Source organism: Sphingomonas sp. Leaf32 (genome assembly GCF_001421765.1).
In the GTDB taxonomy this organism is placed as follows: domain Bacteria; phylum Pseudomonadota; class Alphaproteobacteria; order Sphingomonadales; family Sphingomonadaceae; genus Sphingomonas.
In genome coordinates this window covers 989,447-1,015,484 of the sequence record NZ_LMLA01000001.1, presented here as the reverse complement: position 1 = coordinate 1,015,484, position 26,038 = coordinate 989,447, and the positions used below count along the sequence as shown (strand labels likewise).

Genomic DNA, 26,038 nt, shown 5'->3' with positions numbered 1-26,038 from the left:
GATCAGCCCGCCGTCCATTCGGCGGGCGCGATCCCCTGAATATAGAGCAGCGCGGTCAGGTCGTTGTGGTCGATCCGTACACCGGCTTCGGCGGCAACGATCGGCTTGGCGTGATAAGCGACGCCCAGCCCGGCGCGGCGGATCATCGGCAGGTCGTTGGCCCCGTCGCCGACCGCCAGCGTCGCCGCCGGATCGATGCGGAGTTCATCGATGGCTGCGAGCAAGGTGACTTCCTTCGTCGTCGCATCGACGATCGGCTTGCGCACCTTGCCGGTCAGCTTGCCATCCTCGATCAGCAGCCGGTTGGCGATCATGCGGTGGAAGCCCAGTTCGTGGCCGACCGGCTCCGCGAAGCGGGTAAAGCCGCCCGACACCAGGATCGTCGTCGCGCCCCGCGCCCGCATCGTCCGGATCAGCGTTTTGGCACCGGGCATCAGCTTGACGCGTTCGTCGAGGCAACGCTGGATCGCCGCTTCCTCCAGCCCCTCAAGCAGCGCCACCCGCGCGTCGAGTGCCGAGGCGAAGTCGAGTTCGCCGCGCATCGCTCGTTCGGTCACCTCGGCGATCTGCGGCTTGATCCCGGCATAGTCGGCCAGTTCGTCGATGCATTCGACGGTAATCATCGTCGAGTCCATGTCGGCTACCAGCAGCGCCTTTTCCCGGTTCGCCCCCGGCTGCACCGCAATATCGATGCGATCGAAGACGCCTTCCAATGCCGGTCGCGCCGCCGCGACGTCGCTGGCGAAGCGGATGTCGGCCGCCCGGCCTTCATCGATCCATGTCCAGCCCTCGACCTGGCACCCGGCAGTGTCGAGCCGGTCGGCAGCGGCGGAAATTTCGCCTGCGGTAATCGATTCGGCTGCTATCAGCGTGGCGATGAACATGGCGAATTCTCCTGACCGTCCAAGGGTCGCGCTCATCGCAGGCCCGACCGCCAGCGGCAAGTCCGCGCTGGCGATCGAGATCGCACGGCGTCACGACGGCGTGGTCATCAATGCCGATAGCGCACAGGTCTATCGCGACCTGCGTGTGCTGTCGGCCCGACCCTCGGCCGAGGATGAAGCGGGGGCACCCCACCGGCTGTTCGGCCACGTCGACGGGGCAGAGCAATATTCCGCCGCGCTGTGGGCGCAGCAGGCGAGCGCGGAGATCGACGCCGCCCATGCCGCGGGAAAGCTCCCGGTGCTGGTCGGCGGAACCGGCCTGTACCTGCGCACGCTGATCGACGGGATCGCACCGGTCCCCGAAATCGATCCGGACGTCCGTGCCGGCGTCCGCGCCCTTCCGCTGGAACAGGCAGTCGCCGAATTGGCAGCACTAGATCCGGACGCTGCCGCCCGGCTGCGTCCTACCGACACGACCCGGATCACGCGCGCATTGGAGGTCGTGACCGCGACCGGCCGTACCCTGACTGACTGGCAGCGCGACCGTACCGGCGGCATTGGTAACCGTATCGCGCTATCCGCCATGCTCCTGCTGCCCGACCGGGCATGGCTGACCGAACGCTGCGACCGCCGATTGGCGCAGATGTTCGACGGCGGGGCGATCGAGGAGGTCCGCGCGCTGCTCGACCGGGGCGACGTCGCGCCGGACGCGCCGGTTCGCCGCGCCATCGGCGTTTCGGAGATCGCGCGGTGGCAGCAAGGTCTGCTCACCCGTGACGAAGCCCTCGCCAATGCCCGTTTTGCGACGCGGCAATATGCAAAACGGCAGTATACTTGGTTCCGCAACCAGCCACCGGCCGATTGGCTTCGCACCAGCGAAACTGATAAATGCGCATTATCCGATCAATTGGAAACTTTATTACGCAATTGATGGTTGACACGCATGTTTCATGCGACTAGCGACGCCGCTCCAACGGTGCTATCGCGCCTGCGAAATATTGAAGGAGTGAAGACCCATGCCAGAGAAGAGCGGAGCCGCCATTTTGGTCGAGGCCCTCGTCGACCTCGGCGTGGAAGTCGTGTTCGGCTATCCCGGCGGCGCGGTCCTGCCGATCTACGATGCGCTGTTCGAACATAGCCGGATCAAGCACATTCTCGTCCGCCACGAACAGGCGGCAACCCATGCGGCCGAAGGCTATGCGCGTTCGACCGGCAAGTCGGGCGTCGTGCTGGTGACGTCCGGTCCGGGCGCGACCAACGCCATAACCGGTATCACCGACGCGCTGCTCGACTCGATTCCGATGGTCGTCATCACCGGACAGGTTCCGACCGCGCTGATCGGCACCGACGCGTTTCAGGAGGCCGACACGGTCGGCATCACGCGTCATTGCTGCAAGCACAATTATCTGGTGAAGGACCCGGCCAAGCTCGGTCATGTCATTCATGAGGCGTTTCATATCGCCACCGCCGGCCGCCCCGGCCCGGTCGTGGTCGACATTCCGAAGGACGTGCAGGTCGCGACCGCGCGCTACACCAAGCCCGGCCCGATCCAGCACAAGACCTATCGCCCCAAGGTGAAGGCCGACCGCGCCCAGATCGAGCAGGTCGTCGACATGCTGGCGGCGGCAGAACGTCCGGTGCTCTACACCGGCGGCGGCATCATCAATTCGGGTCCGGCCGCGTCGCAACTGTTGCGCGAACTGGCGCGGATCACCGGCGCGCCCGTGACTTCGACGCTGATGGGCCTTGGCACCCTGCCCGCTTCCAGCCCGCAATGGCTGGGGATGCTGGGGATGCACGGCACCTACGAAGCGAATCTGGCGATGAACGAGGCCGATCTGGTCGTCGCCATCGGCGCGCGCTTCGACGATCGCGTGACGGGGCGGCTCGACGCCTTCTCCCCGCGCAGCCGCAAGGTTCATATCGATATCGACCGGTCGAGCGTGAACAAGATCGTGCGCGTCGACCTCGGCATCATCGCCGATGCCGGCCACGCGATGGAAGACATGATCCGCGTCTGGAAATCGCGCCAGCACCCCAAGCCCGACCTGTCGGCGTGGTGGGTGAGGATCGACGGCTGGCGGGCCAAGCGCTGCCTCGATTTCCCGGAAAGCGGAACCGAGATCATGCCGCAACGTGCGATCCGTGCTCTGTACGAGGCGACCAAGCATCGCGCGCCGATCATCTCGACCGAGGTCGGTCAGCATCAGATGTGGGCCGCGCAGCATTTCGGGTTCGAAGCGCCGAACAAGTGGCTGACCAGCGGTGGCCTTGGCACGATGGGCTATGGCCTGCCCGCCGCGATCGGCGCGCAGCTCGGCAATCCGGGCGCGCTGTGCATCGACATCGCCGGCGAAGCGTCGATCCAGATGAATATTCAGGAACTGGCGACCGCGACCCAGTATCGCCTGCCGGTCAAAATCTTCATCCTGAACAATGAATATATGGGCATGGTCCGCCAGTGGCAGGAGCTGACCTATAGCTCACGCTACTCGAACAGCTATTCGGACTCGCTGCCCGACTTCGTGAAGCTGGGCGAAGCCTATGGCTGGAAGGGTATCCGCATCGAACATCCGGACGAACTGGATGCCGGGATTCAGGCGATGCTCGACCATGACGGCCCGGTGATCGTCGACTGCATGGTGGCAAAGCTCGCCAACTGCTTCCCGATGATCCCGAGCGGCGCGGCGCATACCGACATGATCCTGCAGGCCAACGAAGTCTCGGGCGAGATGGACGACGAGGCGAAGGCGCTGGTGTAACCGAACTATCCTCCCCGAAACGGGGAGGGGGACGGCTCGAAGAGTGGTGGAGGGGGATAGCCTCATACGTATCGCCGGTGGAGGTCCCCTCCACCAGCCTGCGGCTAGTCCCCCTCCCCGTGCCGGGGAGGAATTTTCAGAATGCACATCAAGACCGAACAGACCGAACGGCACACGCTCGCCGTCCTCGTCGACAACGAACCCGGCATCCTGGCGCGCATCGCCGGGCTGTTCTCGGGACGCGGCTATAATATCGAAAGCCTGACCGTGTCGGAGATCACGGTAGACAAGGCGGTCAGCCGGATCACCATCGTCACCAGCGCGTCGCCGTCGGTCATGGAGCAGATCATCGCCCAGCTCGACCGGCTGGTGCCGGTGCACAAGGTCGTCGACCTGACCGTGCAGGGCGCGCATGTCGAACGCGAGCTGGCGCTGGTGAAGGTCGCCGGCACCGGCGAGCAGCGGATCGAGGCGTTGCGCCTCGCCGAAGTCTATCGCGCGCGCGTGGTCGACGCGACCGTATCGAGTTTCGTGTTCGAAGTGACGGGATCGATCGAAAAGATCGACAAGTTCACCGAATTGATGGCCGAAGTGGGCCTGGTCGAGGTTGCTCGCACCGGCATCGCCGCCATCGCCCGCGGACGAGAGGCCGCCTGAACCATCCATCGCGTGCCGCCGCTGTCGGCCGCGCCAATTTTCGAAAGGGAATCCACATGCGTGTCTATTATGATCGCGACGCCGATCTGAACCTTATCAGCGACAAGAAGATCGCGATCCTCGGCTATGGGTCGCAGGGCCATGCCCATGCGCAGAACCTGCGCGATTCGGGCGTCAAGAACGTCGCCATCGCGCTGCGCCCCGGTTCGGCCAGCGCCGCCAAGGCCGAGGGCGCGGGTTTCAAGGTCATGCCTAATGCCGAAGCCGCCGCATGGGCCGACATCCTCATGATCCTCGCGCCTGACGAGCATCAGGCCGCGATCTATGCCGACGACATCCATGCGAACCTGCGTGCCGGTTCGGCGCTGGCGTTCGCACACGGCCTGAACGTCCATTTCGGCCTGATCGAGCCGCGCGCCGATGTCGATGTCATCATGATCGCGCCCAAGGGCCCGGGTCACACCGTCCGCAGCGAATATGTGAAGGGCGGCGGCGTGCCGTGCCTCGTCGCGATCCATCAGGACGCATCGGGCAATGCGCACGACATCGCGCTCGCCTATGCCAGCGGCGTTGGCGGCGGCCGGTCGGGCATCATCGAAACCAACTTCCGCGAGGAATGCGAAACCGACCTGTTCGGCGAGCAGGCCGTGCTGTGCGGCGGCGTGACCCACCTGATCCAGGCCGGGTTCGAAACGCTGGTCGAGGCCGGCTATGCCCCCGAAATGGCCTATTTCGAGTGCCTCCACGAAACCAAGCTGATCGTCGACCTGCTGTATGAGGGCGGTATCGCCAACATGCGCTATTCGATCTCGAACACTGCCGAATATGGCGACATCGTGACCGGCCCGCGCATCATCACCGAAGAGACGAAGAAGGAAATGAAGCGCGTGCTGGCCGACATTCAGTCGGGCCGCTTCGTGAAGAACTTCGTGCTCGACAACCGTGCAGGCCAGCCCGAACTGAAGGCGGCGCGCAAGCAGGCGGCGGCGCATCCGATCGAGAAGACCGGTGCGGAACTCCGCGCGATGATGCCTTGGATCGGCGCGAACAAGCTTGTGGATCAGTCCAAAAACTGACGGAGCGCAGTGGCCAAGCCGCTGCACTCGACAGCTTTTGGACCGGCCGGCGCGACAAAGCCCGCCCTTCGGGGCGCGGCTTTGTCGCGACCGACGGGCGGGCGGGCCGCACCTACCCCGTCATCCCGGCAAAGGCCGGGATCCACGGACACGGCACCGACGCGATTCCATCGATACCACCCGACACAATGGATCCCGGCCTTCGCCGGGATGACGGCAGCAAGCGTACCCTTAGCCAACACCACGGCACCGAAACCGAAACCGATCGTTTCGCATCCGGCATTTGACCCGAAGCGCGGCACCTCCGACAACGGCGGCATCCCGACTTCGCCCCAACCGGAGAGCTTTTCCCATGCGCACCCCCCTGATCCTCGCCGCCGCGCTGTTCGCGGTCGCTGCCCCGACCGTTGCCCAGATGCCGGGCACGGCCGACAAGGCGCGCGTCACCGCCGGCAACTACACGGTCGACACCGCCCACACCCAGGTGGCGTGGCAGGTAAATCATATGGGCTTCACCATGCTCGACGGCCTGTTCGGCGCGACCGGCGGCACCGCTACCTTCGATCCGAAGAACCCGGCCGCGACCAAGGTCGCGATCGACTTCGACATCGCCAAGTCGCTGACCGTCACCAGCCCGCAATTCGCGCAGCATCTCCAGTCGAAGGACTTCTTCGACGTGGCGAACCATCCGACCGCGAAGTTCGTGTCGACCCGGATACAGCCGATGGGCGATCACTGGATGCTGGCCGGCAACCTGACGATCAAGGGACAGACCAAGCCGGTGCAGCTCACCGTCCGTTTCATGGGCGCTGGTGAAAACCCGATGAACAAGAAGAAGAATGTCGGCTTCACCGCGACGGGCTCGATCAAGCGCAGCGACTTCGGTCTCGGCATGGCCGCGCCGGTCGTGTCGGACAAGGTCGACCTGACGATCAACGCGGCCTTCGTCGCCGCTTGATCCGGCCTGCGCGCGGTTCAGGCCGCGCGTATCGCCGCAAATCCTTCGAACGTGCCGCGCACCGCCGGGGCGGCATGTTGGACGAGCGCAGCGACCCGCGCCACCATGCCGGCCGGGTCGCTGCCATCGTCGACCGCCATCGACCAGTCGCCGAACTCCCGATCAACAACGTCGCGTCGGGACAGAATGACGATCGCAAAATGGCGTGGATCCGCTGCGATCCGCGCATAGGTCACCTCGACCCGATCGGCCGGCCCTTCCAACGCCTGCAGGAACCGCCGGCCCCGGTGATGCAACAGCCCTGTGATCGCATCGCGTCGATTGTTGCGCCGCGACCGGTCGAGAATATCGTCCAGATCGATGACTGCGCCGGGTCGGGACGTACTCACATAGATCAACTGCAACATCACGCCCTCATCGACGACATCATAAGTATCTGGCGATAAGGCGTAATGCATTACCGAACCGTATCGCCGGTCGGGACTATGGACTTTTGCGCCACTTTTCCCCACAGACGCGCCATGGACCGTGCGAACCTCCGCATCCTGCGACTTAGCCGCCCTTAGGGCAGGATCGCACGCGCGTGCGCCTTCCCTGAGGGAGTATCGAACCTTTCGGCAGATACCGGCGCACCAACCGCGCCCAGAACAGGCTAGAGACGACATGTTGCGCCATCCTTCGACTAAATACCGCCCCTTCCCGACCGTCGACTTGCAAGATCGGCAGTGGCCGTCACGCACGATCACTACGGCCCCCCGCTGGCTGTCGACCGATTTGCGGGACGGGAACCAGGCGCTGATCGACCCGATGGGCGCGGAAAAGAAGAACCGGTTCTTCGACCTGTTGCTGAAAGTCGGGCTGAAGGAAATCGAGGTCGGCTTTCCATCGGCCGGCGCGACCGAGTTCGACTTCATCTCGGGTCTCGTCCAACAGGACCGTATTCCCGACGATGTCTGGGTTCAGGTGCTGACCCAGTCGCGCCGCGACCTGATCGAACGCAGTTTCGAAAGCCTCGATGGCGCGAAACAGGCGATCGTGCACCTCTACAACGCGGTCAGCCCGGCATGGCGCCGGATCGTGTTCGGGATGGAACGCTCGGAAGTCCGCGAGATCGCAGTGAACGGCGCGAAGGTGCTGCGCGACGAAGCCGCCAAGCGGCCGAACACCGACTGGCGCTTCGAATACAGCCCGGAAACCTTCTCGACCGCCGAACTGGATTTCTCGGTCGATGTTTGCGCGGCGGTCATGGACGTGCTGCAACCCACGCCGGACAAGCCGCTGATCCTAAACCTGCCGGCCACGGTCGAGGCGGCGACGCCCAACGTCTATGCCGACCAGATCGAATGGTTCTGCCGCAACGTGCCGAACCGCGATAGCGTCGTCATCTCGCTGCACACGCATAACGACCGGGGCACCGGGGTCGCCGCCGCCGAACTGGGCCTGATGGCCGGGGCCGATCGGGTCGAAGGCTGCCTGCTTGGCAATGGCGAGCGGACCGGCAACTGCGATCTCGTGACCGTCGCGCTGAACCTCTACACGCAAGGCGTAGACCCGGAGCTTGACCTGTCAGACATCGACGAGGTCGTGAACACGGTCAATTACTGCACGCAACTGCCGGTCCATCCGCGCACGCCCTATGCCGGCGATCTGGTGTTCACCGCCTTTTCGGGCAGCCACCAGGACGCGATCAAGAAGGGCATGGCGGCGCAGGCAGTACGCAATGACGGGCTGTGGGAAGTCCCCTACCTCCCGATCGATCCCGCCGATCTTGGCCGCAGCTACGAAGCGGTCATCCGCGTCAATTCGCAGTCGGGCAAGGGTGGCGTCGCCTGGGTGCTGGAACAGGACAAGGGCCTGAAGCTGCCCAAGCGGTTGCAGGCCGATCTCAGCCGCCATGTGCAGGCGATGGCCGACCGGCTGGGTCGCGAACTGAACGCCGCCGACATTTGGTCGGCGTTCCACGATGCGTATCTGCCGCAGGGCAAGGACCGGTACGCGTTGATCGACTATGCCGAGACGCATGCGCCCGGCGGCGGCCCGCCGCGCACCTTCGTCGGCCGCGTCCGGCTGGACGGCGAGGAACGTTCGATCTCGGGCAAGGGTAACGGCTTGCTCTCGGGCCTGCTCGCGGCACTGCGCGAAGAAGGCGGCATCGACATGGACGTGGTCGATTATAGTGAGCACGCGATCGGCCACGGCGCCGATGCGCAGGCCGCTGCCTATCTCGAATGCAGCCTGCCCGATGGCCGACGGGTTTTCGGGGTGGGGATCGACGGTGACGTCGCCACGGCAACGGTGCGGGCTGCGCTCAGCGCCGCCAACGCGACCACGCGGGGCTGAAGAAGCGGAGCAGACGGCGCAATGTTTGCGCAGTCTGCTCGTCGCCCCTGCGGACTGCGGCTCTTGTCCTGCGCCATCGCGAGGAGATTCCAGCCGGCACTGAAATGCCGCAGCTTGGCGACCGAACTGCCCTGTTCGCGACGAAGACGATCTAAAAACCGACCGAAATGCATCGCCGAGCGACCGTCATCCCGACACAAGCCGGAATGACGGTGCGTTAAGCTGCCGGCCTTTAGCCCAACCGTCCCAGTGCCGCGTGTAGCCGTGCGGCTTCCGCCATCTTGTCGGCATGATCCGCTCGCGCCTTTTCGACCGCCTCGGGCTTGGCACGCTCGACGAAGCTCGCATTGCCCAGCCGCCCGGCCAGCGCATCGCGTTCTTTCTCCGCCGCCGCGATCGCCTTGGTCAGGCGGCTGCGTTCGGCGTCGAGGTCGATGACCTCGCCCAGCGGCAGGACGAACGTCGCTTCGTCCACGACGATCTGCAACGCGCCACCCGCCGGTGCATCGCCCGCTACCCGGTCGACCCGTGCCAAGCGCGCCAGCACCGCTTCCTGCCGCGCGAGGCGCTCGCCCGTTTCCACCGACGCGTCACGAACATGCAGCGGCAGTCGCGCGCCCGGCGGCACGTTCAATTCGGTGCGCGCCGCGCGGGTTTCGCTGACCAGACGGATCAGCCAGTCGATCTCCGTCCGCGCCGCCGGGTCGATCGCCCGCGCATCCGCCATCGGCCAGCGCGCGACGATCAGGTCGCTCTCTCGCTGCCCAAACGCGTGCCACAGTTCCTCGGTGATGAACGGCATGAACGGGTGGAGCATCACCAGAATCTGGTCGAGCACCCAGCCCGCGACCGCGCGCGTTTCGTCACCGCCCTCGGCCCCGCCCTGCAGCACCGGCTTGATGAGTTCGAGATACCAGTCGCAGAACCGGCTCCACGTAAACTGGTATATGGTGTTCGCCGCGCCGTCGAAGCGCAGATCGGCCAGCGCCAGATCGAGTGCCTGCACCGTCTCGATCGTCTCGGCGATGATCCAGCGGTTGACAGCCAGTTCGGCCTTGGGCGGCTCCAGCGTGGTCGACGCCTCGATGCCGTTGGCCTGCGCGAAGCGGGTCGCGTTCCACAGTTTGGTCGCGAAGTTGCGATAGCCCTCGACCCGCTTCTCATCCATCTTGATGTCGCGACCCTGGCTCTCCATCGCCGCCATGAAGAAGCGCAGCGCATCGGCGCCGTAGCGGTCGATCAGCCCCAGCGGATCGACGGTATTGCCCTTCGACTTCGACATCTTCGCACCATCGGCGGCGCGGACGAGGCCGTGGAGGTACAGCGTCTTGAACGGCACCTCCTTCATGAAGTGGATGCCCTGCATCAGCATCCGCGCGTCCCAGAAGAACAGGATGTCGAAGCCCGAAATCAGGACGTCGTTGCTGTAGCGCCCGCCGAGCGTCGGGTCGGTATCGTCCGGCCAGCCGAGCGTCGCGAACGGCCAGAGCGCCGAGGAGAACCACGTGTCGAGGACGTCTTCGTCCTGCTTCAACGCAACGTCCTCGCCCGCCTCGGCCTGTGCCTCTTCGTAGGTTTCGGCAACGAAGACACGGCCATCGTCCGCAAACCAAGCCGGGATGCGATGCCCCCACCACAGCTGGCGCGACACGCACCATGGCTGGATGTTTTCCATCCAGTTGAAGTACGTCTTTTCCCACGACTTCGGCACAATCTTTACCGTGCCTGAGCGTACCGCATCGATCGCCGGTCGGGCGAGCGTCGCGGCGTCGACATACCATTGGTCAGTCAACCACGGTTCGATCACCACGCCCGAACGGTCGCCATAGGGCGTCTGGATCGTGCGTGCCTCGACGCGCTCCAGCAGATCCTCCGCCTCCAGCGCGGCGACCACCGCCTTGCGCGCCTCGAACCGATCCAGGCCGAGGTAAGCGTCGGGGATCAGCCCATCCGCCGTCTGGCACACCCGCGCCTGCGCATCGAGCATGTTGAGCATGTCCGACGCCTTGAACCCGGCGCGCTTGCCGACCTCGAAGTCGTTGAAGTCGTGGCCCGGCGTGATCTTGACTGCACCCGACCCCAGTTCGGGATCGGCATGGTCGTCGGCGACGATCGGGATCAGGCGACCGGTGATCGGCAGGCGAACCTGCTTGCCGATCAGCGCGGTGTAGCGCTCGTCCGCACCGTTCACCGCCACCGCCATGTCGGCCAGCATCGTTTCCGGCCGCGTCGTCGCGACCTGGATGAAGCCGCTGCCATCGGCCAGCGGATAACGCAGGTGCCAGAAGCTGCCATTGATTTCCCGCGTCTCGACCTCAAGGTCGCTGATCGCGGTGCCGAGGCCCGGGTCCCAGTTCACCAGTCGCTTGTCGCGGTAGAGCAGCTTTTCACGATAGAGTTGCACGAACACCTTCAGCACGGCAGCCGAAAAGCCCTCGTCCATCGTGAAGCGTTCGTTGGCCCAGTCCATCGAACAGCCCAGCCGCCGGAGCTGGCCGGTGATCTGCCCGCCGCTTTCGGCCTTCCATTCCCAGACCTTGGCGACGAAGTCGTCGCGAGTGAAGTCGGTGCGCTTCTGCTGGTGCTGCGCCATCTGCCGTTCGACGACCATCTGCGTCGCGATGCCGGCATGATCGGTGCCGACGACCCAGCGCGCGTCCTTGCCCTGCAACCGGGCATGGCGGACGAGGATGTCCTGCAACGTATTGTCGAGCGCGTGGCCGATGTGCAGGCTGCCCGTCACATTGGGCGGCGGGTTGACGATGGTCCACGGCGTCGCGTTCGGCCGCTCCGGCCGGAACAGGCCGTCCTGTTCCCAATGGGCATACCAGCGCGCTTCGATGGCGGCGGGGTCGAAAGTCTTGGGCAGTTCGCTCATACACCGCCGCATGGCGCGGATGCGGCGGCGTTGCAAGAGAGTGGGGGCAAGAGAGCGGCGTTACTCGCGCCCGCTGATCCGCGCGATCTCGCGCGCGACCATCGATTCGACGATCCCGGGCAGCTGCGCATCGAGCCATTCGCGCAGCATTGGGCGGAGCAGTTCGCGCACCAGCCCTTCGAGCGAATCGGCACCCGGCGTTTCCGGCTTCACCAGCATCCGCGACAATTGGTCGAGCGCGCCCCGGCTGGCCTCGGCGGCACGGTCCGACACGATCGACGGATCGACCTTGGGAGCAGGCGCGGCGGCAACCGGTTCCGGTTCGGGCTGCGGTTCGGGCGCGCGCACCCGCTCGGCACGCGGCGGATCAGCGCGCGGCGCCTCGACCCGCGGCGGCGGGGGCGGCGCCGCGACGCTCTGGTTCAGTTCCAGCACCTCGTCGCGATCGTCGAGGTCGCGAACCTGCGCCGTACGAATCGATTTGCGTCCGCGCAACGCCTGGGCCGATCCCTCGCCCTCTTCGGCGATGATCCGCTTGATCGAGGACAGTATGTCCTCCATCGACGTTTCGTTGCTGATATCCCCCATCGCAACCCTCATCTTTATCGCCTCTCGAACGCTTAGCTGTCGGGGTTGGCGCGCGGCGTGTCAACGCCCTGCGTGGCGCGCGGGGCGCCGCCCTGCCGATTGGGAGCGTCGATGCCCTGTGTCGGGGTGTAGGGATTGGGGCTGCGTTGCAGCGACGGATCGAGTTCGCGGGTGACGACCGGGGTCTGCGCCGGGCTGTTCACCGTGCTGGGCGCGATCGGGACCGGTGCGGGATCGCCGCTCCAGTCCCAGATGTTGTTGCGCACGCGGCTGTAATTGACCGTCGGATCGTACAGCGCACCGCCGTCCAGCCCAAGATCGCGCGCCTCGGCCTTGCCCATCGCCGCCAGCAGCGCGAAGCCCGCGACATAGGCGTCGCGACGGGCCGACACCAACTGCACCTGCGAATTGAGCAGTTCCTGTTCGGCGTTCAGGATGTCGAGGATCGTGCGGGTGCCGACGCTGTTTTCGGCGCGGACGCCCTCCAGCGACAGACGGTTGGCCGCGACCTGCACTTCCGACGACTGGATCACGCGCAGCGCCGACTGCCATGCGGCGAAGGCGGAACGCGCATCGGACACGACCGAGCGTTCGACCTGCGTCACCTGCTCGATCGCGGCCCCTTCCAGCGCCTGTGCACGGCGGATCTGGGCGCTCGGGCGACCGCTCTGCCACAGCGGCAGGCTCATCTGCAGACCGACCTGCGCCTGCCCGCCATCCTGCTGCAACACGGTGCCGTTGACCGACTGCGCCGATCCGAGGAAGCTGGTATAACCACCGCTGCCGACCGCGCTGATCGTCGGCAGGCGGCTGGCGCGGGCGACACCGACGTCGAAACCGGCCGCGTCGCTGGTACGCCGTGCGGCGATCAGCGACGGATTGTTGGCCACCGCCACGCCCACCGCTGCGTTGGGATCGAGCGGCAGGTTCGGCAGCACCGGCGGCGTATCGAGCGTCGCGGCCGGCGCGCCGGTCGTCGCTACATAATTTTCGCGGCTGCGGATCAGCGAAGCCTCCGCGTTGCGCAGTTGTGCCTGCGCCGAGGCCAGCCGCGCTTCCGATTGGGCGACGTCGGTGCGGGTCAGGTCGCCGACCTGGAACCGGTCCTTCGAAGCCTGAAGGTTCACTTCGAGCACACGGACATTCTGCTGGTTCAGCCGCACGATCGCTTCGTCGCGGATGACGTCGTTATAGGCGGCGACGACCAGCGTGAAGACATTCGCCTCGGAGCTGCGCAGATTGGCGCGGCCGGCATCGACCCGCGCATCGGCGGCGCGGACATTGTTGCGCACCGCACCGCCGGCGTACAGCGACTGCGACACGCTCACCTGCACGCTGCCCTGGCGCGGTGCCTGGGTGAAACCACGGCTCGACGGGTTCAGGACGTTCTCGATCACCGAGCTTTGCGTCGTCACCTGCGGCAGGCCCTGCGACCGCGCCAGCGGCACGCCCTCATCGGTCGCGCGCTGGTTCGCGCGCGCGCCGGTCAGCTGCGGATTGGTGGCATAGGCTCGCGCCAGTGCCTCGCGCAGCGTCTCGGCACCGGCCGGTCCGGCCAGCAGCGCCAGCGCCGCCACACTCCCGATGAACTTCCCCCCCCGCATCATCTTCTTACCTTGCGAACTGGAATGTCTTGGGCTTGGCGAAGCCCGGCAGCTCGATGCAGCCGAGATCGGCGAACTCGACCAGTCCGAACCCGCCCTCGGTCCGGCGCCCCAGCGCCAGCCGGGTAACGCCGCGATCGACGATGCCGGTGGTCAGCCGCCCGCCGGGGGCCAGTTGCTCGACGATCGCGTCGGGCACCGATTCGACCGCGCCATCGATCACGATCACGTCATAGGGCGCGCCCTGCGCCCAGCCGGCGTTCAGCGGTCCTTCGACCAGTTCGACCGGCTCGTCAGCCAGCGCATCGCGCGCGGCAGTCGCCAGCGTGGCATCTTCCTCCAGAGCAACGACCGAATCGACCAGTCGCGACAGGACCGCCGCGCCATAGCCCATCGCGGCTCCTACCAGCAGCACGCGGTCGGTCGACTGCAATTCGGCAGCGGTAAGCAGGCGACCGGTAATCAGCGGCGGGTTGATCGCACGACCACCGGGCAGCGGCAGCGGCGCATCGCGATAGGCAATTTCGGCCTGTGCCGGCGGCACGAAGGCTTCACGCGGCACTCTGCCCATCGCAGCGACGACGGCCGGGTCGCTGACGGCGCTGGTGCGCAACTGGCTGACGACCATCGCATGGCGCATCGCATTGAGATCGGGACGGGTCGGGATCGAATCGGTCATGGTGCAATCCTGTCGCACAACTGTTTTAGCCGCGCAACACACATCGCGCGCCAGCCGCTGTCTATCGCGACGGATGCCCGCCGCCAAGGATGCCGACACGTATAATTTACGCGACCACAGTTGACACCGACGCGCGCGCCTCGCAAATGGCCGCCTCTCACCGTAGCGAGGCGCGATGGCGGAGTGGTGACGCAGAGGACTGCAAATCCTTGCACCCGGGTTCGATTCCCGGTCGCGCCTCCAACGGTAGAGATTTTCGCGACATCGCCGGAAAGCAGAACGGGGCCACGGCATCGCCGCAGCCCCGCGTCAGATGGACCACTGCCGGGTCAGGCGGCGAACTGGTTCATCGTATTGTGCGCGCCGCCGGCCTTCAGCGCCGCTTCGCCTGCGAAATATTCCTTATGGTCGTCGCCAATGTCCGACCCGCTCATATTCTGATGCTTCACACAGGCGATGCCCTGCCGGATCTCCTGCCGCTGGACGCCCTTCACATAGCCAAGCATCCCCGCATCACCGAAATATTCGCGCGCCAGATTGTCGGTGCTGAGCGCGGCGGTGTGGTAGGTCGGCAGGGTGATGAGGTGGTGGAAGATGCCCGCCCGCGCGCTGGCGTCGCGCTGGAACGTCCGGATGCGGTCGTCCGCTTCCCTGCCCAGTTCCGACGCATCATACTCGGCGCTCATCAGCTTCGCGCGGTCATAGGCCGACACGTCGCGCCCGTCCTCGACCCAGCGATCGAACACCTGCTGCCGAAAGTTCAGCGTCCAGTTGAAGCTGGGTGAATTGTTATAGACCAGCTTGGCATTGGGGACGACAGCACGGATACGATCGACCATCGATGCGATCTGTTCGATGTGCGGCTTTTCCGTCTCGATCCACAGCAGGTCGGCACCGTTCTGCAACGAGGTGATGCAGTCCAGCACGCAGCGGTCGGCACCGGTGCCTTCGCGAAACCGGAACAGGTTCGACGCCAGCCGCCTGGGCCGCATCAGCCGCCCGTCGCGTTCGATCACAACATCGCCGCGCAGCGCCGCAATGTCCTCCACCGCTTCGCAATCGAGGAAGGCGTTATACTGGTCGCCCAGATCGCCCCTGGCCGTCGAATAAGCGATCTGCTTGGTCAGCCCCGCGCCCAGCGAGTCGGTGCGCGTGACGATGATCCCGTCATCGACCCCCAGTTCGAGGAAGGCGTAGCGGCAGGCGCGCACCTTCGCGAGGAAGTCCTCGTGCGGCACGGTGACCTTGCCGTCCTGATGGCCGCACTGCTTTTCGTCGCTGACCTGATTCTCGATCTGGAGCGCGCAGGCACCGGCCTCGATCATCTTCTTCGCCAGCAGATAGGTCGCTTCGGCATTGCCGAACCCGGCATCGATGTCGGCGATGATCGGCACCACATGGGTTTCGAACGTATCGATCGCGTTGCTCAGCCGCTGCGCCTCCAGCGCGTTGCCGCCCGCCCGCGCCGCGTCCAGATCGCGGAAAAGCATTCCCAGTTCGCGGGCATCGGCTTGCTTCAGGAACGTGTAGAGTTCGGAGATCAGCGCAGGCACGCTCGTCTTCTCGTGCATCGACTGGTCGGGCAGCGGCCCGAACTCGCTGCGCAGGGCGGCGACCATCCAGCCGGACAGGTACAGATACCGTCCTTTGGTCGTACCGAAATGCTTCTTGATCGAGATGATCTTCTGCTGCCCGATGAACCCGTGCCAGCACCCCAGCGACTGAGTGTAGGCTGCGGGGTCGGCGTCATAGGCCGCCATGTCGCGGCGCATCACGGAGGCGGTATGGCGCGCAATGTCGATGCCGGTCAGGAAGCGGTTCTGCAGCCGCATCCGCGCCACCGCGTCCGCATCGATGCCATCCCAGGTGCCACGATGCTGCTGGATCAGGGACGCGGCACGGGCCGCCTGTTCTTGGTATGCCATGGTCGGTCCTTTGGGTGTCGGCGTCGAGCGGACGGCCGGAGGCGACCGCCGGCACGATGGGGAACCGCGCCGGCGATGTGCCGCTAATGCTGGTGGAAGATGCGCGGCTCGTTCCCGCGCGAGCCTTTAGCCGAGGCGGCCGAGGCGGTGGTACAGGTTCGAGAATTTCGACGAGCGCGGCTGCTCGGCGATCTGCCGGACATAGGCGCCGACGGCTTCCTTCAGCAGACCGAAATCTTCGGTGGAAAAAACGGCGCGGCTGCGTGGCGGCTCATTGGTCATGCTTCACACCCCTTCGCGAGTGGCGAACTATCCGCCACCGATGCAGTGGTATGAACATGACAGAACGGGCCAGGTAAACGTCTCAACTGCCCTGTGCAGTGTCGTGGCGTCGGCCCGCAGCCGATGATTGGTTGTCGTATTGTCATGAACTGACAAATAACTGGCCGCTTCCTCTGGCCAGGCGACCGGTCGTCGCAGCCGCGACCGACGCCCCGGATTTGCAGATGGACCACATCGCGCTACATGCCCCGCCATGCACGGCCTTCCCCTGACGCTCCACAATTCGCTGACGCGCAGCACGCAGCGTTTCGAACCGCTCGATCCGGCAAAGGGCGTCCGCGTCTATTCGTGCGGGCCGACGGTCTATAACTACGCCCATATCGGCAATCTGCGCGCCTATGTGTTCACCGACACGCTCAGCCGGGTGCTGCGGTGGAAGGGCTATCCGCTCACCCATGTCATCAACATCACCGATGTCGGCCACCTGACGTCCGATGCCGATGCCGGTGACGACAAGATGGAGGCTGCGGCCAAGGCACGCGCCCAGTCGATCTGGGACATCGCCGCGCATTATACGCAGGCGTTCAAGGGCAATCTGCGCGACCTGAACATCGACGATCCGACCCGCTGGTCGGTCGCGACCGACCACATTGCCGAAATGATCGCCTTCGCCGCACGCATCGCCCCGCAGCATTGCTACGAGATCGACAGCGGCCTCTATTTCGACAGCAGCACCGTGCCCCACTACGGCGCGCTGGCGGGTGGACAGGACGATGCCGGCGAAGGCCGCATCGATCCGGTGGCGGGCAAGCGCCATCCGCAGGACTTCGCGATCTGGCGCAAGACCCCGGCGGGCGAGAGCCGGCAGATGGAATGGGATTCTCCATGGGGCAAAGGCGCGCCCGGCTGGCACCTCGAATGCTCGGTGATGAGCATCAAGTATCTCGGCGCGCCGTTCGACATCCATACCGGCGGCATCGACCATCGCGAAATCCACCACCCGAACGAAATCGCCCAGAATCAGGCATATTGCGACTGCGCCGACAGCGGTGCCGCCTTCTGGATGCACAACAACTTCCTGGTCGAACGGTCGGGTAAGATGTCAAAGTCGAAGGGCGAATTCACCACGCTCCAGACGCTGATCGACGGTGGCGTGCACCCCCTCGCCTATCGCCTGATGTGCCTGTCGGCGCAGTACCGGTCCGAACTGGAGTTTTCGGCCGACAATCTGCTGGCGGCGCTGACCCGGCTGAAGCGGCTGGTGATGACCGTCGCGGGGTTGCGCGCACGTGCCAGCGGTGAAGGCGACGCGACGAAGGCCGCCGCCTATCGTGAACGCCTGGACGCTGCCGTGTCAGACGATCTGAACACGCCGCGCGCGCTGCCCGTGCTTGACGAACTGTTGGCCGACAAGAAGCTGACGCCGGCCGACCGGCTCGCCGCGCTGGCGGATTTCGACGCGGTGCTGGGCTTGCGGCTCGCTACCGTCGAGCGTGCCGACCTGCGCGTCCGCCCGGCGGATGCGACGATCGATGCGGTGACGGTCGACGCACGGCTGGCCGATCGCAAGGAAGCGCGCGCTGCCAAGGATTTCGCCGCCAGCGACGCGATCCGCGACGAACTGACCACGGCGGGCGTCGAGGTGATGGACGGCGATCCGCTCGGCTGGGACTGGCGCCCGACGCTGTCGTAATCGATCCGCTTAAACCACCGTCGCCAGGATCGTCATCCCGGCGCCGGCCGGAATCTCTCGGTAAAGGAGCGTCACGCCTCGCCGCCGGAGGCCCCAGCCTGCGCTGGGACGACGATCTTCCGGCGCCCTAACCCCTTGCTCCCGCCCCCGGTTCGCCTTCATACCCTGCCCGCGAATCATCGGGGGACGATATGCGAGGACAGGTGCTGGGCGTCGATCGGAACGGACGCGAGGGGCGGATCGCCGGCGACGATGGACAGCGTTACTGGTTCGAACCCGATGACTGGTCCGATCGGGTCGGCCCGGCAGTCGGCGCGCAGGTCGATTTCGAAGTGTCGAACGGCCGGGCGCTGCGCATCTATCACGTCCCCGGCACCGTCGCGCCGCGTCCCGCCGCCGATCCCGCCCGCCGCCGCCCGCGCAAGGACAAGGTTGCCGCCGCCCTCCTCGCCTTCTTCCTCGGCATTTTCGGCGTGCATCGCTTCTATCTGGGCAAGGTCGGCTCGGGTATCGCCATGCTTGCGCTCACCTGCACGCTGGTCGGCATCTTCGTCACCAGCATCTGGTCGCTGATCGATTTCATCCGCTACCTCGTCATGGACAATGAGGAGTTCCAGCACCGCTATGGCTGATCGAAGCGGTCGATCGGGGCGATGAACCTTTCCTTCATTGCGTGAACGGTCCGTTTCGCGCATGGGAATTGCCCTAACCGACTTGGATGGAACCTGACATGGCCGCAATCTGGGCCCCCGACAGCTGGAAGAAAGCCGAAGCGCGCCAGCTCCCGACCTATCCCGACGCGCAGGCGCTCGACGCAACCACCGCGCAGCTGGCCAGCTATCCGCCGCTCGTCTTTGCCGGCGAAGCGCGCAACCTGACCGCCGAACTGGCACAGGTCGCGGAGGGCAAGGCGTTCCTGTTGCAGGGTGGCGATTGCGCCGAGAGCTTTGCCGAGTTCCATCCCAACTATATCCGCGACACCTTCCGCGTCATCCTCCAGATGGCGGTCGTGCTGACCTTCGCGTCGAAGCTGCCGACAGTGAAGCTCGGGCGCATGGCCGGTCAGTTCGCCAAGCCCCGCTCGGCCGATACCGAGACGATCGATGGCGTCGAGCTGCCCAGCTATCGCGGCGACAACATCAACGACATCGCCTTCACCGCCGAGGGTCGCGTGCCCGATCCGCAGCGGATGATCCGCGCCTATTCGCAGGCGGCGGCGACGCTCAACCTGCTGCGCGCGTTCGCGACCGGTGGCTATGCGAACCTGCATCAGGTGCATCGCTGGACCCACGACTTCATGGGCCGCAGCCCGTGGGCGAAGAAATATGCCGACGTCGCCGACCGGATCGGCGAGGCGCTCGACTTCATGGCGGCCTGCGGCATCGACGCCGACAGCGTGCCGCAGTTGAAGGCGACCAGCTTCTACACCAGCCACGAAGCGTTGCTGCTCCCCTACGAGCAGGCGCTGACCCGGCAGGATTCACTGACCGGTGACTGGTACGACACCTCGGCCCATTTCCTGTGGATCGGCGACCGCACCCGCTTCGATGGGTCGGCGCATGTCGAGTTCCTGCGCGGCATCGGCAACCCGATCGGCATCAAATGCGGGCCGACGCTGGAACCCGACGCGCTGCTGCGGATGCTCGACACACTCAACCCGAACCGCGTCGCGGGTCGGATGACGCTCATCACCCGCTATGGTCATGACAAGATCGAGGCTGGCCTGCCCAAGCTGATCCGCGCGGTTCAGCGTGAGGGGCATCCGGTGGTGTGGTCGTGCGATCCGATGCACGGCAACACGGTGAAGGCGACGACCGGCTACAAGACCCGGCCGTTCGACCGCATCCTGGCCGAAGTGCGCGGCTTCTTCGCGGTCCATCGTGCCGAGGGCAGCCATGCCGGCGGCATCCATGCCGAAATGACCGGCCAGAACGTCACCGAATGCACCGGCGGCGCGATCGCGGTCACCGAACAGGCGCTAGCCGACCGCTATCACACCCATTGCGACCCGCGCCTGAACGCCGGGCAGAGCCTGGAACTGGCGTTCCTGCTGGCCGAGATGCTGAACACCGAGATGGCGGAGCGCCGCAGGATCGCAGCCTGACCACCGTCATCCCGGCGCAGGCCGGGATCCATGGTTACGGGACGATCGGCAAAAGCCGCCAGGTCGCCTGTACGTGAATCCCGGCCTGCGCCGGGATGACGGTCGAGGCCATCAGGGCCGATCGACATTCAGATACTGTTTCGTCACCCCGTACTTGTTCCGGGGTGACGAAAAGGCTGGCGGCGTCGATCAGGATCGACACCGGGAGTAGCCGAATGTCGATCGGCCCTAGATCAAACCGGCCAATATCTTGTCGAGCGTGATCGGATACTCCCGCACCCGCACCCCACAAGCATTATATAACGCGTTGGCGATTGCCGCGCCGACGCCGCAAATGCCCAATTCGCCGACGCCCTTCGCCTTCATCGGTGACGAATAGGGGTCTTCCTCGTCGAGGAAGACGACCTCCTGGTGCGGAATGTCGGCATGGGTCGGCACGTGATATTCGGCCAGGTCGTGGTTGATGAACCCGCCCAGGCGTGGATCGACCACCAGTTCCTCGGTCAGCGCCGCGCCGACGCCCATCGTCATCGCGCCCAATATCTGGCTGCGGGCGGCCTTCGGGTTCAGGATCCGCCCGGCGGCAAAGACGCCCAGCATCCGCCGGACGCGAACCTCGGCGGTATCGGCGTCGACACCGACCTCGACGAAATGCGCGCCGAACGTCGCCTGTACGAACTTCTTGGTCAGATCGCCGAACTCGATCCGGTCCTCGACCTCGATCCCGTCCGCGCCCGCCGCCTCGCCCAGGGCAACCGACTTGTTGCCCGACCATATCCGGCCGTCGGCAAAGCGTGCGGTCGCCGGATCGAACCCGACGGCCTGCGCCACCTTGTCGCGCAGGCCGACACAGGCGGCATAGACGCCTGCGGTCGAGCTGTTCGCGCCGAACTGCCCTCCCGATCCGGCGGACACGGGGAAGCCCGACTCGCCCAGCCGCACCGCCACCCGTCCCAGTTCGACGCCCAGCATCTCGGCCGCCGTCTGCGCCAAGATCGTGTAGCTGCCGGTGCCGATATCGGTCATGTCGGTCGTCACCGTCACCCGGCCATCACCGGCGATCCCGACCCGCGCGGCCGACTTCAGCACCATGTTGCCGCGATACGCCGCCGCCATCCCCATTCCGATACGCCAGCGCCCTTCGCGCCGCTGGCCGGGCATCGAGGCGCGGTCTCTCCAGCCGAAGCGTTCGGCGCCCTCGCGCAGGCACCCGATAAGGTCGCGATGCGAAAAGCGCCGTTCCGGCTTTTCCGGATCGACCTGCGTATCGTTCAGCACGCGGAGTTCGACCGGATCGATCTCCAGCTTCTCCGCCAGTTCGTCCATCGCCGCTTCGATCGCCATCATACCGACCGCTTCCCCCGGCGCACGCATGGCGCTGGATTCAGGCAGGTTCAGCTCGGCCAGCCATTCGACCACCCGCCGGTTGGATGCGGCATAGAGTTGGCGGGTCTGCGCGCCTGCCCCCTCGGGACTGCCGCCGGGCAGGTCGCCGGACCAGCTTTCATGCGCGATCGCCTGCAACCGCCCGTCGCTCGTCGCACCCAGCCGCAGCCGCTGGATCGTCGCCGACCGATGGGTCGTATTGTTGAAGATCTGGGCGCGGCTCAAAACGACTTTCACCGGCCGCCCGACCTGCCGCGCGGCGACGGCTGCCAGCACCGCATCGGCCCGGACCCACAGCTTCCCACCGAACCCGCCACCGACATGGTGCGCGACGATGCGCACCTTGTCCTTTGGCATGTTCAAGATCTTCGCCATGTCGCGCGCGGCCCAGTCGACCATCTGGTTCGCGGTCCACAGCGTCAGCGCGTCGCCTTCCCACGCGGCGATCGACGCGTAAGGCTCCATCATCGCATGGGCATGGTCGGGGGTCGTGTAGGTCGCGTCGATCCGCACCGGCGCGGCGGCAAAGGCGCGGTCGAAATCGCCATGTCCGTTCGATCGGAACGGCTTTTCCGTCCCGTGTTCGGCCGCCTTCGCCAGATCGAACGCCCCTTCCCCTGCGTCATAGGCGATCCGGATCAGACGCGCGGCTGCACGAGCCGTCTCGAAGGTCTCCGCGACGACCAGCGCCGCCGCCTGCCCCAATTGATCGACCTGCGGCCCGGCGAGCATCGGCACCTTGTGATCGTCGCCGATGCCCAGCGGCCCAGCATTCTCATGCGTCACCACCGCCAGCACCCCCGGCGCGGCCAACGCGTCCGCCACGTCGATCGCCACGATCCGCCCGGTGGCGATGGTCGTGCCGACGACGACGCCATGGACCTGCCCCGGCACGGCGAACTCGGCGGCGTAGGTCGCCTGTCCGCTGACCTTCAACGGTCCCTCGATCCGGTCCGTCGGATGGCCCAGCACGCGCAGCGCATCGGTCGGGTTGGCTCCGGCGGCTTCGGTGAACTTCATCGGACTACTTCCTCATTTCCGGCCGAACAGCTTTTCGATGTCGCCATGCGCCAGCTTGATCCAGGTCGGGCGGCCATGATTGCACTGGCCCGAATGCGGCGTCACTTCCATCTCGCGCAGCAGGGCGTTCATCTCGACGACCGACAACACCCGGCCGGCACGAACCGATCCATGGCAGGCCATGGTCGCGGCGACATGATCGATCCGTTCCTTCAGCGACAGCGCGGCGTCATGCGCACGGATTTCGTCAGCGAGGTCGGTGACCAGGCCGATGACGTCACCTTGCCCCAGCATCGCCGGCGTTGCGCGCACCAGCATCGCACGGGGGCCGAAGCGTTCGAGTTCCAGCCCGAACTCCGCCAGTTCCCCCGACTTGTCTTCCAGCGCGTCGCAGGCGACCTCGTCCAGCTCGACCACTTCGGGGATCAGCAACGCTTGCCGCGCCACCCCGCCGGTCGCCATCGCGGCCCGCATCCGTTCGAGCACCAGTCGTTCGTGCGCCGCGTGCTGATCCACCAGTACCAGCCCATCCTCCGCCTCCGCGACGATATAGGTCCGCGCGACCTGCCCTCGCGCGGCGCCCAGCGGAAACCGGGTGGAAGCGGGCGGCGGTTCGACCGCCACTTCGGCGCGCGCCTGCGGCGGCGGGGCGAAGAAGGTCGGTTGACGATCGTGGAAGGCAAAGCCCGGCGACACGGTCGGTTCGGCCAGCGGCGGCAGGGGCACGGCGGGACCCGCCACCGGCCCGACCGGCTCGGTCGTCCACGCCGCCATCGCATCGGCGGCGGGACGTTGCACGGCGCGAAAGCCCGCTTCGTCCAGCGCACGGCGCAGGCCCCCGACGATCAAACCGCGCGCCGCCGCCGGATCACGAAACCGCACCTCGGTCTTGGCCGGATGGACGTTGACGTCGATCAGATCGGGATCGACGTCGAGGAACAGCGCGACGACCGCATGACGATCGCGCGCGAGCATCTCGGCATAGGCCCCCCGCACCGCGCCCGACAGTAACCGGTCCCTCACCGGCCGGCCGTTGACGAACAGATATTGATGATCGGCCACCCCGCGATGGAAGGTCGGCAGCCCGGCGACTCCGCCAAGCCGCATTCCCTCACGCTCCCAGTCCAGCCCGACCGAGTTCATCGCCAGCGCCCGATCGGTCAACGCCGCGACTCGCTCCGGCCGCGACTCGCCCGCCTGTACCCCCAGCACGCGGCGGCCGTCATGTTCGAGGGTGAAGGCGATGTCCGGCCGCGCCATCGCCAGCCGCCGCACCTGGTCGACACAGGCGGCGAATTCCGACCGGGCCGAGCGCAGGAACTTCCGGCGTGCCGGGACGCGCGCGAACAGCCCCTCGACCCGGATGCGCGTACCCGGAGGCACCGCAGCCGGGCGATCCTCGACCACGTCGCCATTGTCGACGGTGCGCAGCCAGCCCTCGGCACCCGCCGGCCGGCTCTCGATCGACAGGCGCGCGACGCTGGCGATCGACGGCAACGCTTCGCCGCGAAATCCCAACGTCGTGACGGCTTCGATGCGGTCGTCGGGCAGCTTGGAGGTCGCATGGCGCTCCAGCGCCAACGCCATATCGGCCGGCCCCATGCCGCACCCGTCGTCGCTGACCTCGATCAAATCGATGCCACCGCCGGCCAGACGGACGAGCACGCGGGCGGCACCGGCGTCGATCGCGTTCTCGACCAGTTCTTTCAGCCCGGAAGCGGGGCGTTCCACCACTTCCCCCGCGGCGATGCGGTTGACTAGATGCTCGGGGAGACGGCGTATTGACATGGGGATCGCTCTAGCCCAAGCGGCCTCATCCCGCGACCTGGAACTGCCTTCGTGCAACCGATCGGATAGCCGACCGGACGGGTCGAGGTACAAGCTGCGAACCGCCGCGTCGGGACACGCGGACAAGGACGGAAGTATCGATGGCCTTCTCGCGTTTCTTCAAGTTCATGTCGCATGATATGGCGATCGACCTCGGCACCGCCAATACGGTGGTGTACCTGCGGGGGCGCGGTGTCGTGCTGAACGAACCGTCGGTCGTGGCCGTCGAAACGCTGAACGGCGTGAAGCGGGTCAAGGCGGTCGGCGACGACGCCAAGCTGATGATGGGCAAGACGCCCGGTTCGATCGAGGCGATTCGCCCGATGCGCGACGGGGTCATCGCCGACCTCGACGTCGCCGAACAGATGATAAAGCATTTCATCCAGAAGGTGCACGGCCAACGCCGTTTCATCCGCTGGCCGCAGATCGTGATCTGCGTGCCGTCGGGGTCGACCAGCGTCGAACGCCGCGCCATCCGCGATGCCGCATCCAATGCCGGTGCGTCGCAGGTGTGGCTGATCGAGGAGCCGATGGCCGCCGCGATCGGTGCCGACATGCCGGTCACCGAACCGATCGGCAGCATGGTCGTCGACATCGGCGGTGGCACGACCGAAGTCGCGGTGCTGTCGCTGCGCGGTCTCGCTTATTCGACGTCGGTCCGCGTCGGCGGCGACAAGATGGACGAAGCGATCGTCAGCTATGTCCGCCGCAACCACAATCTGCTGATCGGTGAAGCGACCGCCGAGCGGATCAAGCAGGAAGTCGGCACCGCCAAGCCGCCGGCCGACGGCATCGGCACGCTGATCTACGTCAAGGGTCGCGACCTCGTGAACGGGGTGCCGAAAGAAATCCAGATCAACCAGGGCCAGATCGCCGAGGCGCTGTCCGAGCCGGTCGCCGCCATCGTCGAGGGCGTACGCATCGCGCTGGAAAATACCGCGCCCGAACTGGCCGCCGACATCGTCGATCAGGGGATCGTGCTGACCGGCGGCGGCGCGCTGCTGCAGGGAATCGACGAAGTGCTGCGCGACGAAACCGGCCTGCCGGTGACCGTTGCCGAAGACCCGCTGACCTGCGTCGCGCTCGGCACCGGGCGCGCGCTGGAGGATCCGATCTACAAGGGCGTCCTGCTCGCCGTCTGACATAGAGCCTGATGACATGGTCTTGACCCATCGTGATTGCCCTGCGCCGTTTGCCGGTGAGGAGCGCCGCGCAGCGCGGGCGCATCGCCCGGGCAAGCGGGGCGACGATGTCCGGCGGGCGGCGCAGGGCAACCGCGAAGCGGCGGGCCGATGCAGGTCTGTGGCGGCGTCGTTCGTCCGTCACGGGGGGAAGGCCCCGTTCCGTCCTCTCTCCTATCCACAGACCCGCATCG

At 66.1% G+C, this 26,038-nt stretch carries 21 protein-coding genes and 1 tRNA gene; 11 read left to right on the top strand and 11 right to left on the bottom strand.

Annotation, left to right across the window (positions count from 1 at the left end):
- Positions 1-2 precede the first annotated feature (2 nt).
- Positions 3-884, bottom strand: coding sequence for a phosphoserine phosphatase SerB (gene serB, locus ASE83_RS04800; RefSeq protein ID WP_055784261.1), 882 nt, complete (start codon positions 882-884; stop codon positions 3-5).
- On the opposite strand from serB, the gene miaA reads away from it, so the two are divergent.
- The 5 genes from miaA (at position 883) to ASE83_RS04775 (ending at position 6,337) form a co-directional block, all read left to right on the top strand.
- A complete protein-coding gene (gene miaA, locus ASE83_RS04795; RefSeq protein ID WP_156352641.1) occupies positions 883-1,815 on the top strand; it encodes a tRNA (adenosine(37)-N6)-dimethylallyltransferase MiaA in 933 nt (310 codons plus the stop codon). The two genes, serB and miaA, sit on opposite strands and share 2 nt — an antisense overlap.
- An 85-nt stretch (positions 1,816-1,900) precedes the next feature.
- Positions 1,901-3,646: an acetolactate synthase 3 large subunit gene (locus tag ASE83_RS04790; RefSeq protein WP_055784258.1), complete on the top strand. Its 1,746-nt coding sequence runs from the start codon at positions 1,901-1,903 to the stop codon at positions 3,644-3,646.
- 141 nt (positions 3,647-3,787) lie between these two features.
- Positions 3,788-4,303, top strand: a complete 516-nt coding sequence (gene ilvN, locus ASE83_RS04785) for an acetolactate synthase small subunit (protein WP_055784255.1) — start codon at positions 3,788-3,790, stop codon at positions 4,301-4,303.
- A gap of 56 nt (positions 4,304-4,359) precedes the next feature.
- Positions 4,360-5,379 (top strand): ketol-acid reductoisomerase, encoded by a 1,020-nt coding sequence (gene ilvC, locus ASE83_RS04780; RefSeq protein WP_055784254.1) that lies wholly within the window; start codon positions 4,360-4,362, stop codon positions 5,377-5,379.
- 352 nt (positions 5,380-5,731) lie between these two features.
- Positions 5,732-6,337, top strand: a complete 606-nt coding sequence (locus ASE83_RS04775) for a YceI family protein (protein ID WP_055784252.1) — start codon at positions 5,732-5,734, stop codon at positions 6,335-6,337.
- Positions 6,338-6,354: 17 nt separating this feature from the next.
- On the opposite strand, the gene ASE83_RS04770 is transcribed toward ASE83_RS04775, so the two are convergent.
- Complete coding sequence (locus ASE83_RS04770) at positions 6,355-6,849, bottom strand: BLUF domain-containing protein (protein WP_235512981.1); 495 nt, start codon at positions 6,847-6,849, stop codon at positions 6,355-6,357.
- Between the two features lie 151 nt (positions 6,850-7,000).
- Between ASE83_RS04770 and leuA the strand changes: the two genes are divergently transcribed.
- Complete coding sequence (leuA, locus tag ASE83_RS04765) at positions 7,001-8,677, top strand: 2-isopropylmalate synthase (protein WP_055784250.1); 1,677 nt, start codon at positions 7,001-7,003, stop codon at positions 8,675-8,677.
- Between the two features lie 232 nt (positions 8,678-8,909).
- Here the strand turns inward: leuA and ASE83_RS04760 are convergent, their stop codons facing one another.
- Genes ASE83_RS04760 through ASE83_RS04745 form a run of 4 tightly spaced genes read right to left on the bottom strand, consistent with a single transcriptional unit; the run spans position 8,910 to position 14,426 of the window.
- Positions 8,910-11,555: a valine--tRNA ligase gene (locus ASE83_RS04760; protein ID WP_055784248.1), complete on the bottom strand. Its 2,646-nt coding sequence runs from the start codon at positions 11,553-11,555 to the stop codon at positions 8,910-8,912.
- A 60-nt stretch (positions 11,556-11,615) separates the two neighbouring features.
- Positions 11,616-12,143: a DUF2497 domain-containing protein gene (locus tag ASE83_RS04755; protein ID WP_082443072.1), complete on the bottom strand. Its 528-nt coding sequence runs from the start codon at positions 12,141-12,143 to the stop codon at positions 11,616-11,618.
- Between the two features lie 32 nt (positions 12,144-12,175).
- The gene (locus ASE83_RS04750; RefSeq protein WP_055784550.1) at positions 12,176-13,747 is read right to left on the bottom strand and encodes a TolC family outer membrane protein; all 1,572 of its coding nucleotides are present in this window, start codon (positions 13,745-13,747) and stop codon (positions 12,176-12,178) included.
- 7 nt (positions 13,748-13,754) lie between these two features.
- Entirely contained in the window at positions 13,755-14,426 is a 672-nt protein-coding gene (locus tag ASE83_RS04745) for a protein-L-isoaspartate O-methyltransferase family protein (RefSeq protein WP_055784246.1), read from the bottom strand.
- Positions 14,427-14,595: 169 nt separating this feature from the next.
- Here ASE83_RS04745 and ASE83_RS04740 point away from each other — a divergent pair.
- Positions 14,596-14,669 (top strand) — tRNA-Cys (locus tag ASE83_RS04740).
- A gap of 86 nt (positions 14,670-14,755) precedes the next feature.
- Here the strand turns inward: ASE83_RS04740 and ASE83_RS04735 are convergent.
- Together ASE83_RS04735 and ASE83_RS18765 are read right to left on the bottom strand one after the other, a co-directional pair.
- Positions 14,756-16,351, bottom strand: a complete 1,596-nt coding sequence (locus ASE83_RS04735; protein ID WP_055784243.1) for an isocitrate lyase — start codon at positions 16,349-16,351, stop codon at positions 14,756-14,758.
- Positions 16,352-16,477: 126 nt separating this feature from the next.
- On the bottom strand, positions 16,478-16,633 hold the full coding sequence (locus tag ASE83_RS18765) for a hypothetical protein (protein ID WP_200921811.1): 156 nt from the start codon (positions 16,631-16,633) through the stop codon (positions 16,478-16,480).
- A gap of 253 nt (positions 16,634-16,886) precedes the next feature.
- Here ASE83_RS18765 and cysS point away from each other — a divergent pair, with 253 nt between their 5' ends.
- The 3 genes from cysS (at position 16,887) to ASE83_RS04720 (ending at position 20,430) form a co-directional block, all read left to right on the top strand.
- Complete coding sequence (gene cysS / locus ASE83_RS04730; RefSeq protein WP_055784241.1) at positions 16,887-18,326, top strand: cysteine--tRNA ligase; 1,440 nt, start codon at positions 16,887-16,889, stop codon at positions 18,324-18,326.
- Positions 18,327-18,517: 191 nt separating this feature from the next.
- Entirely contained in the window at positions 18,518-18,958 is a 441-nt protein-coding gene (locus tag ASE83_RS04725) for a TM2 domain-containing protein (RefSeq protein WP_055784240.1), read from the top strand.
- Positions 18,959-19,056: 98 nt separating this feature from the next.
- Positions 19,057-20,430 carry a class II 3-deoxy-7-phosphoheptulonate synthase gene (locus ASE83_RS04720; RefSeq protein ID WP_055784547.1) on the top strand — a complete coding sequence of 458 codons (1,374 nt, stop codon included), beginning with the start codon at positions 19,057-19,059 and terminating at the stop codon, positions 20,428-20,430.
- 34 nt (positions 20,431-20,464) lie between these two features.
- On the opposite strand, the gene ASE83_RS18370 is transcribed toward ASE83_RS04720, so the two are convergent.
- The 3 genes from ASE83_RS18370 to mutL are packed head-to-tail and all read right to left on the bottom strand — an operon-like array spanning position 20,465 to position 24,624.
- Entirely contained in the window at positions 20,465-20,632 is a 168-nt protein-coding gene (locus tag ASE83_RS18370) for a hypothetical protein (RefSeq protein WP_156352639.1), read from the bottom strand.
- A 26-nt stretch (positions 20,633-20,658) separates the two neighbouring features.
- On the bottom strand, positions 20,659-22,836 hold the full coding sequence (locus tag ASE83_RS04715) for a xanthine dehydrogenase family protein molybdopterin-binding subunit (protein WP_055784237.1): 2,178 nt from the start codon (positions 22,834-22,836) through the stop codon (positions 20,659-20,661).
- A 12-nt stretch (positions 22,837-22,848) separates the two neighbouring features.
- Complete coding sequence (gene mutL / locus ASE83_RS04710; RefSeq protein ID WP_055784236.1) at positions 22,849-24,624, bottom strand: DNA mismatch repair endonuclease MutL; 1,776 nt, start codon at positions 24,622-24,624, stop codon at positions 22,849-22,851.
- Between the two features lie 140 nt (positions 24,625-24,764).
- Between mutL and ASE83_RS04705 the strand changes: the two genes are divergently transcribed.
- Positions 24,765-25,805 carry a rod shape-determining protein gene (locus ASE83_RS04705; protein ID WP_055756338.1) on the top strand — a complete coding sequence of 347 codons (1,041 nt, stop codon included), beginning with the start codon at positions 24,765-24,767 and terminating at the stop codon, positions 25,803-25,805.
- Positions 25,806-26,038: the final 233 nt, after the last annotated feature.

Bases quoted from the DNA above. Each gene is read 5' to 3' on its own strand.
- ilvC (WP_055784254.1), top strand. From the start codon at position 4,360: ATGCGTGTCTATTATGATCGCGACGCCGATCTGAACCTTATCAGCGAC.
- ASE83_RS04745 (WP_055784246.1), bottom strand. From the start codon at position 14,426: ATGACCGATTCGATCCCGACCCGTCCCGATCTCAATGCGATGCGCCAT.
- miaA (WP_156352641.1), top strand. From the start codon at position 883: ATGGCGAATTCTCCTGACCGTCCAAGGGTCGCGCTCATCGCAGGCCCG.
- ASE83_RS04735 (WP_055784243.1), bottom strand. From the start codon at position 16,351: ATGGCATACCAAGAACAGGCGGCCCGTGCCGCGTCCCTGATCCAGCAG.
- ASE83_RS04760 (WP_055784248.1), bottom strand. From the start codon at position 11,555: ATGAGCGAACTGCCCAAGACTTTCGACCCCGCCGCCATCGAAGCGCGC.
- mutL (WP_055784236.1), bottom strand. From the start codon at position 24,624: ATGTCAATACGCCGTCTCCCCGAGCATCTAGTCAACCGCATCGCCGCG.
- ASE83_RS04790 (WP_055784258.1), top strand. From the start codon at position 1,901: ATGCCAGAGAAGAGCGGAGCCGCCATTTTGGTCGAGGCCCTCGTCGAC.
- ASE83_RS04715 (WP_055784237.1), bottom strand. From the start codon at position 22,836: ATGAAGTTCACCGAAGCCGCCGGAGCCAACCCGACCGATGCGCTGCGC.
- ASE83_RS04755 (WP_082443072.1), bottom strand. From the start codon at position 12,143: ATGGGGGATATCAGCAACGAAACGTCGATGGAGGACATACTGTCCTCG.
- serB (WP_055784261.1), bottom strand. From the start codon at position 884: ATGTTCATCGCCACGCTGATAGCAGCCGAATCGATTACCGCAGGCGAA.
- ASE83_RS04750 (WP_055784550.1), bottom strand. From the start codon at position 13,747: ATGCGGGGGGGGAAGTTCATCGGGAGTGTGGCGGCGCTGGCGCTGCTG.
- ASE83_RS04705 (WP_055756338.1), top strand. From the start codon at position 24,765: ATGGCCTTCTCGCGTTTCTTCAAGTTCATGTCGCATGATATGGCGATC.
- ilvN (WP_055784255.1), top strand. From the start codon at position 3,788: ATGCACATCAAGACCGAACAGACCGAACGGCACACGCTCGCCGTCCTC.
- ASE83_RS04775 (WP_055784252.1), top strand. From the start codon at position 5,732: ATGCGCACCCCCCTGATCCTCGCCGCCGCGCTGTTCGCGGTCGCTGCC.
- ASE83_RS04725 (WP_055784240.1), top strand. From the start codon at position 18,518: ATGCGAGGACAGGTGCTGGGCGTCGATCGGAACGGACGCGAGGGGCGG.
- leuA (WP_055784250.1), top strand. From the start codon at position 7,001: ATGTTGCGCCATCCTTCGACTAAATACCGCCCCTTCCCGACCGTCGAC.
- ASE83_RS04720 (WP_055784547.1), top strand. From the start codon at position 19,057: ATGGCCGCAATCTGGGCCCCCGACAGCTGGAAGAAAGCCGAAGCGCGC.
- ASE83_RS18765 (WP_200921811.1), bottom strand. From the start codon at position 16,633: ATGACCAATGAGCCGCCACGCAGCCGCGCCGTTTTTTCCACCGAAGAT.
- cysS (WP_055784241.1), top strand. From the start codon at position 16,887: ATGCACGGCCTTCCCCTGACGCTCCACAATTCGCTGACGCGCAGCACG.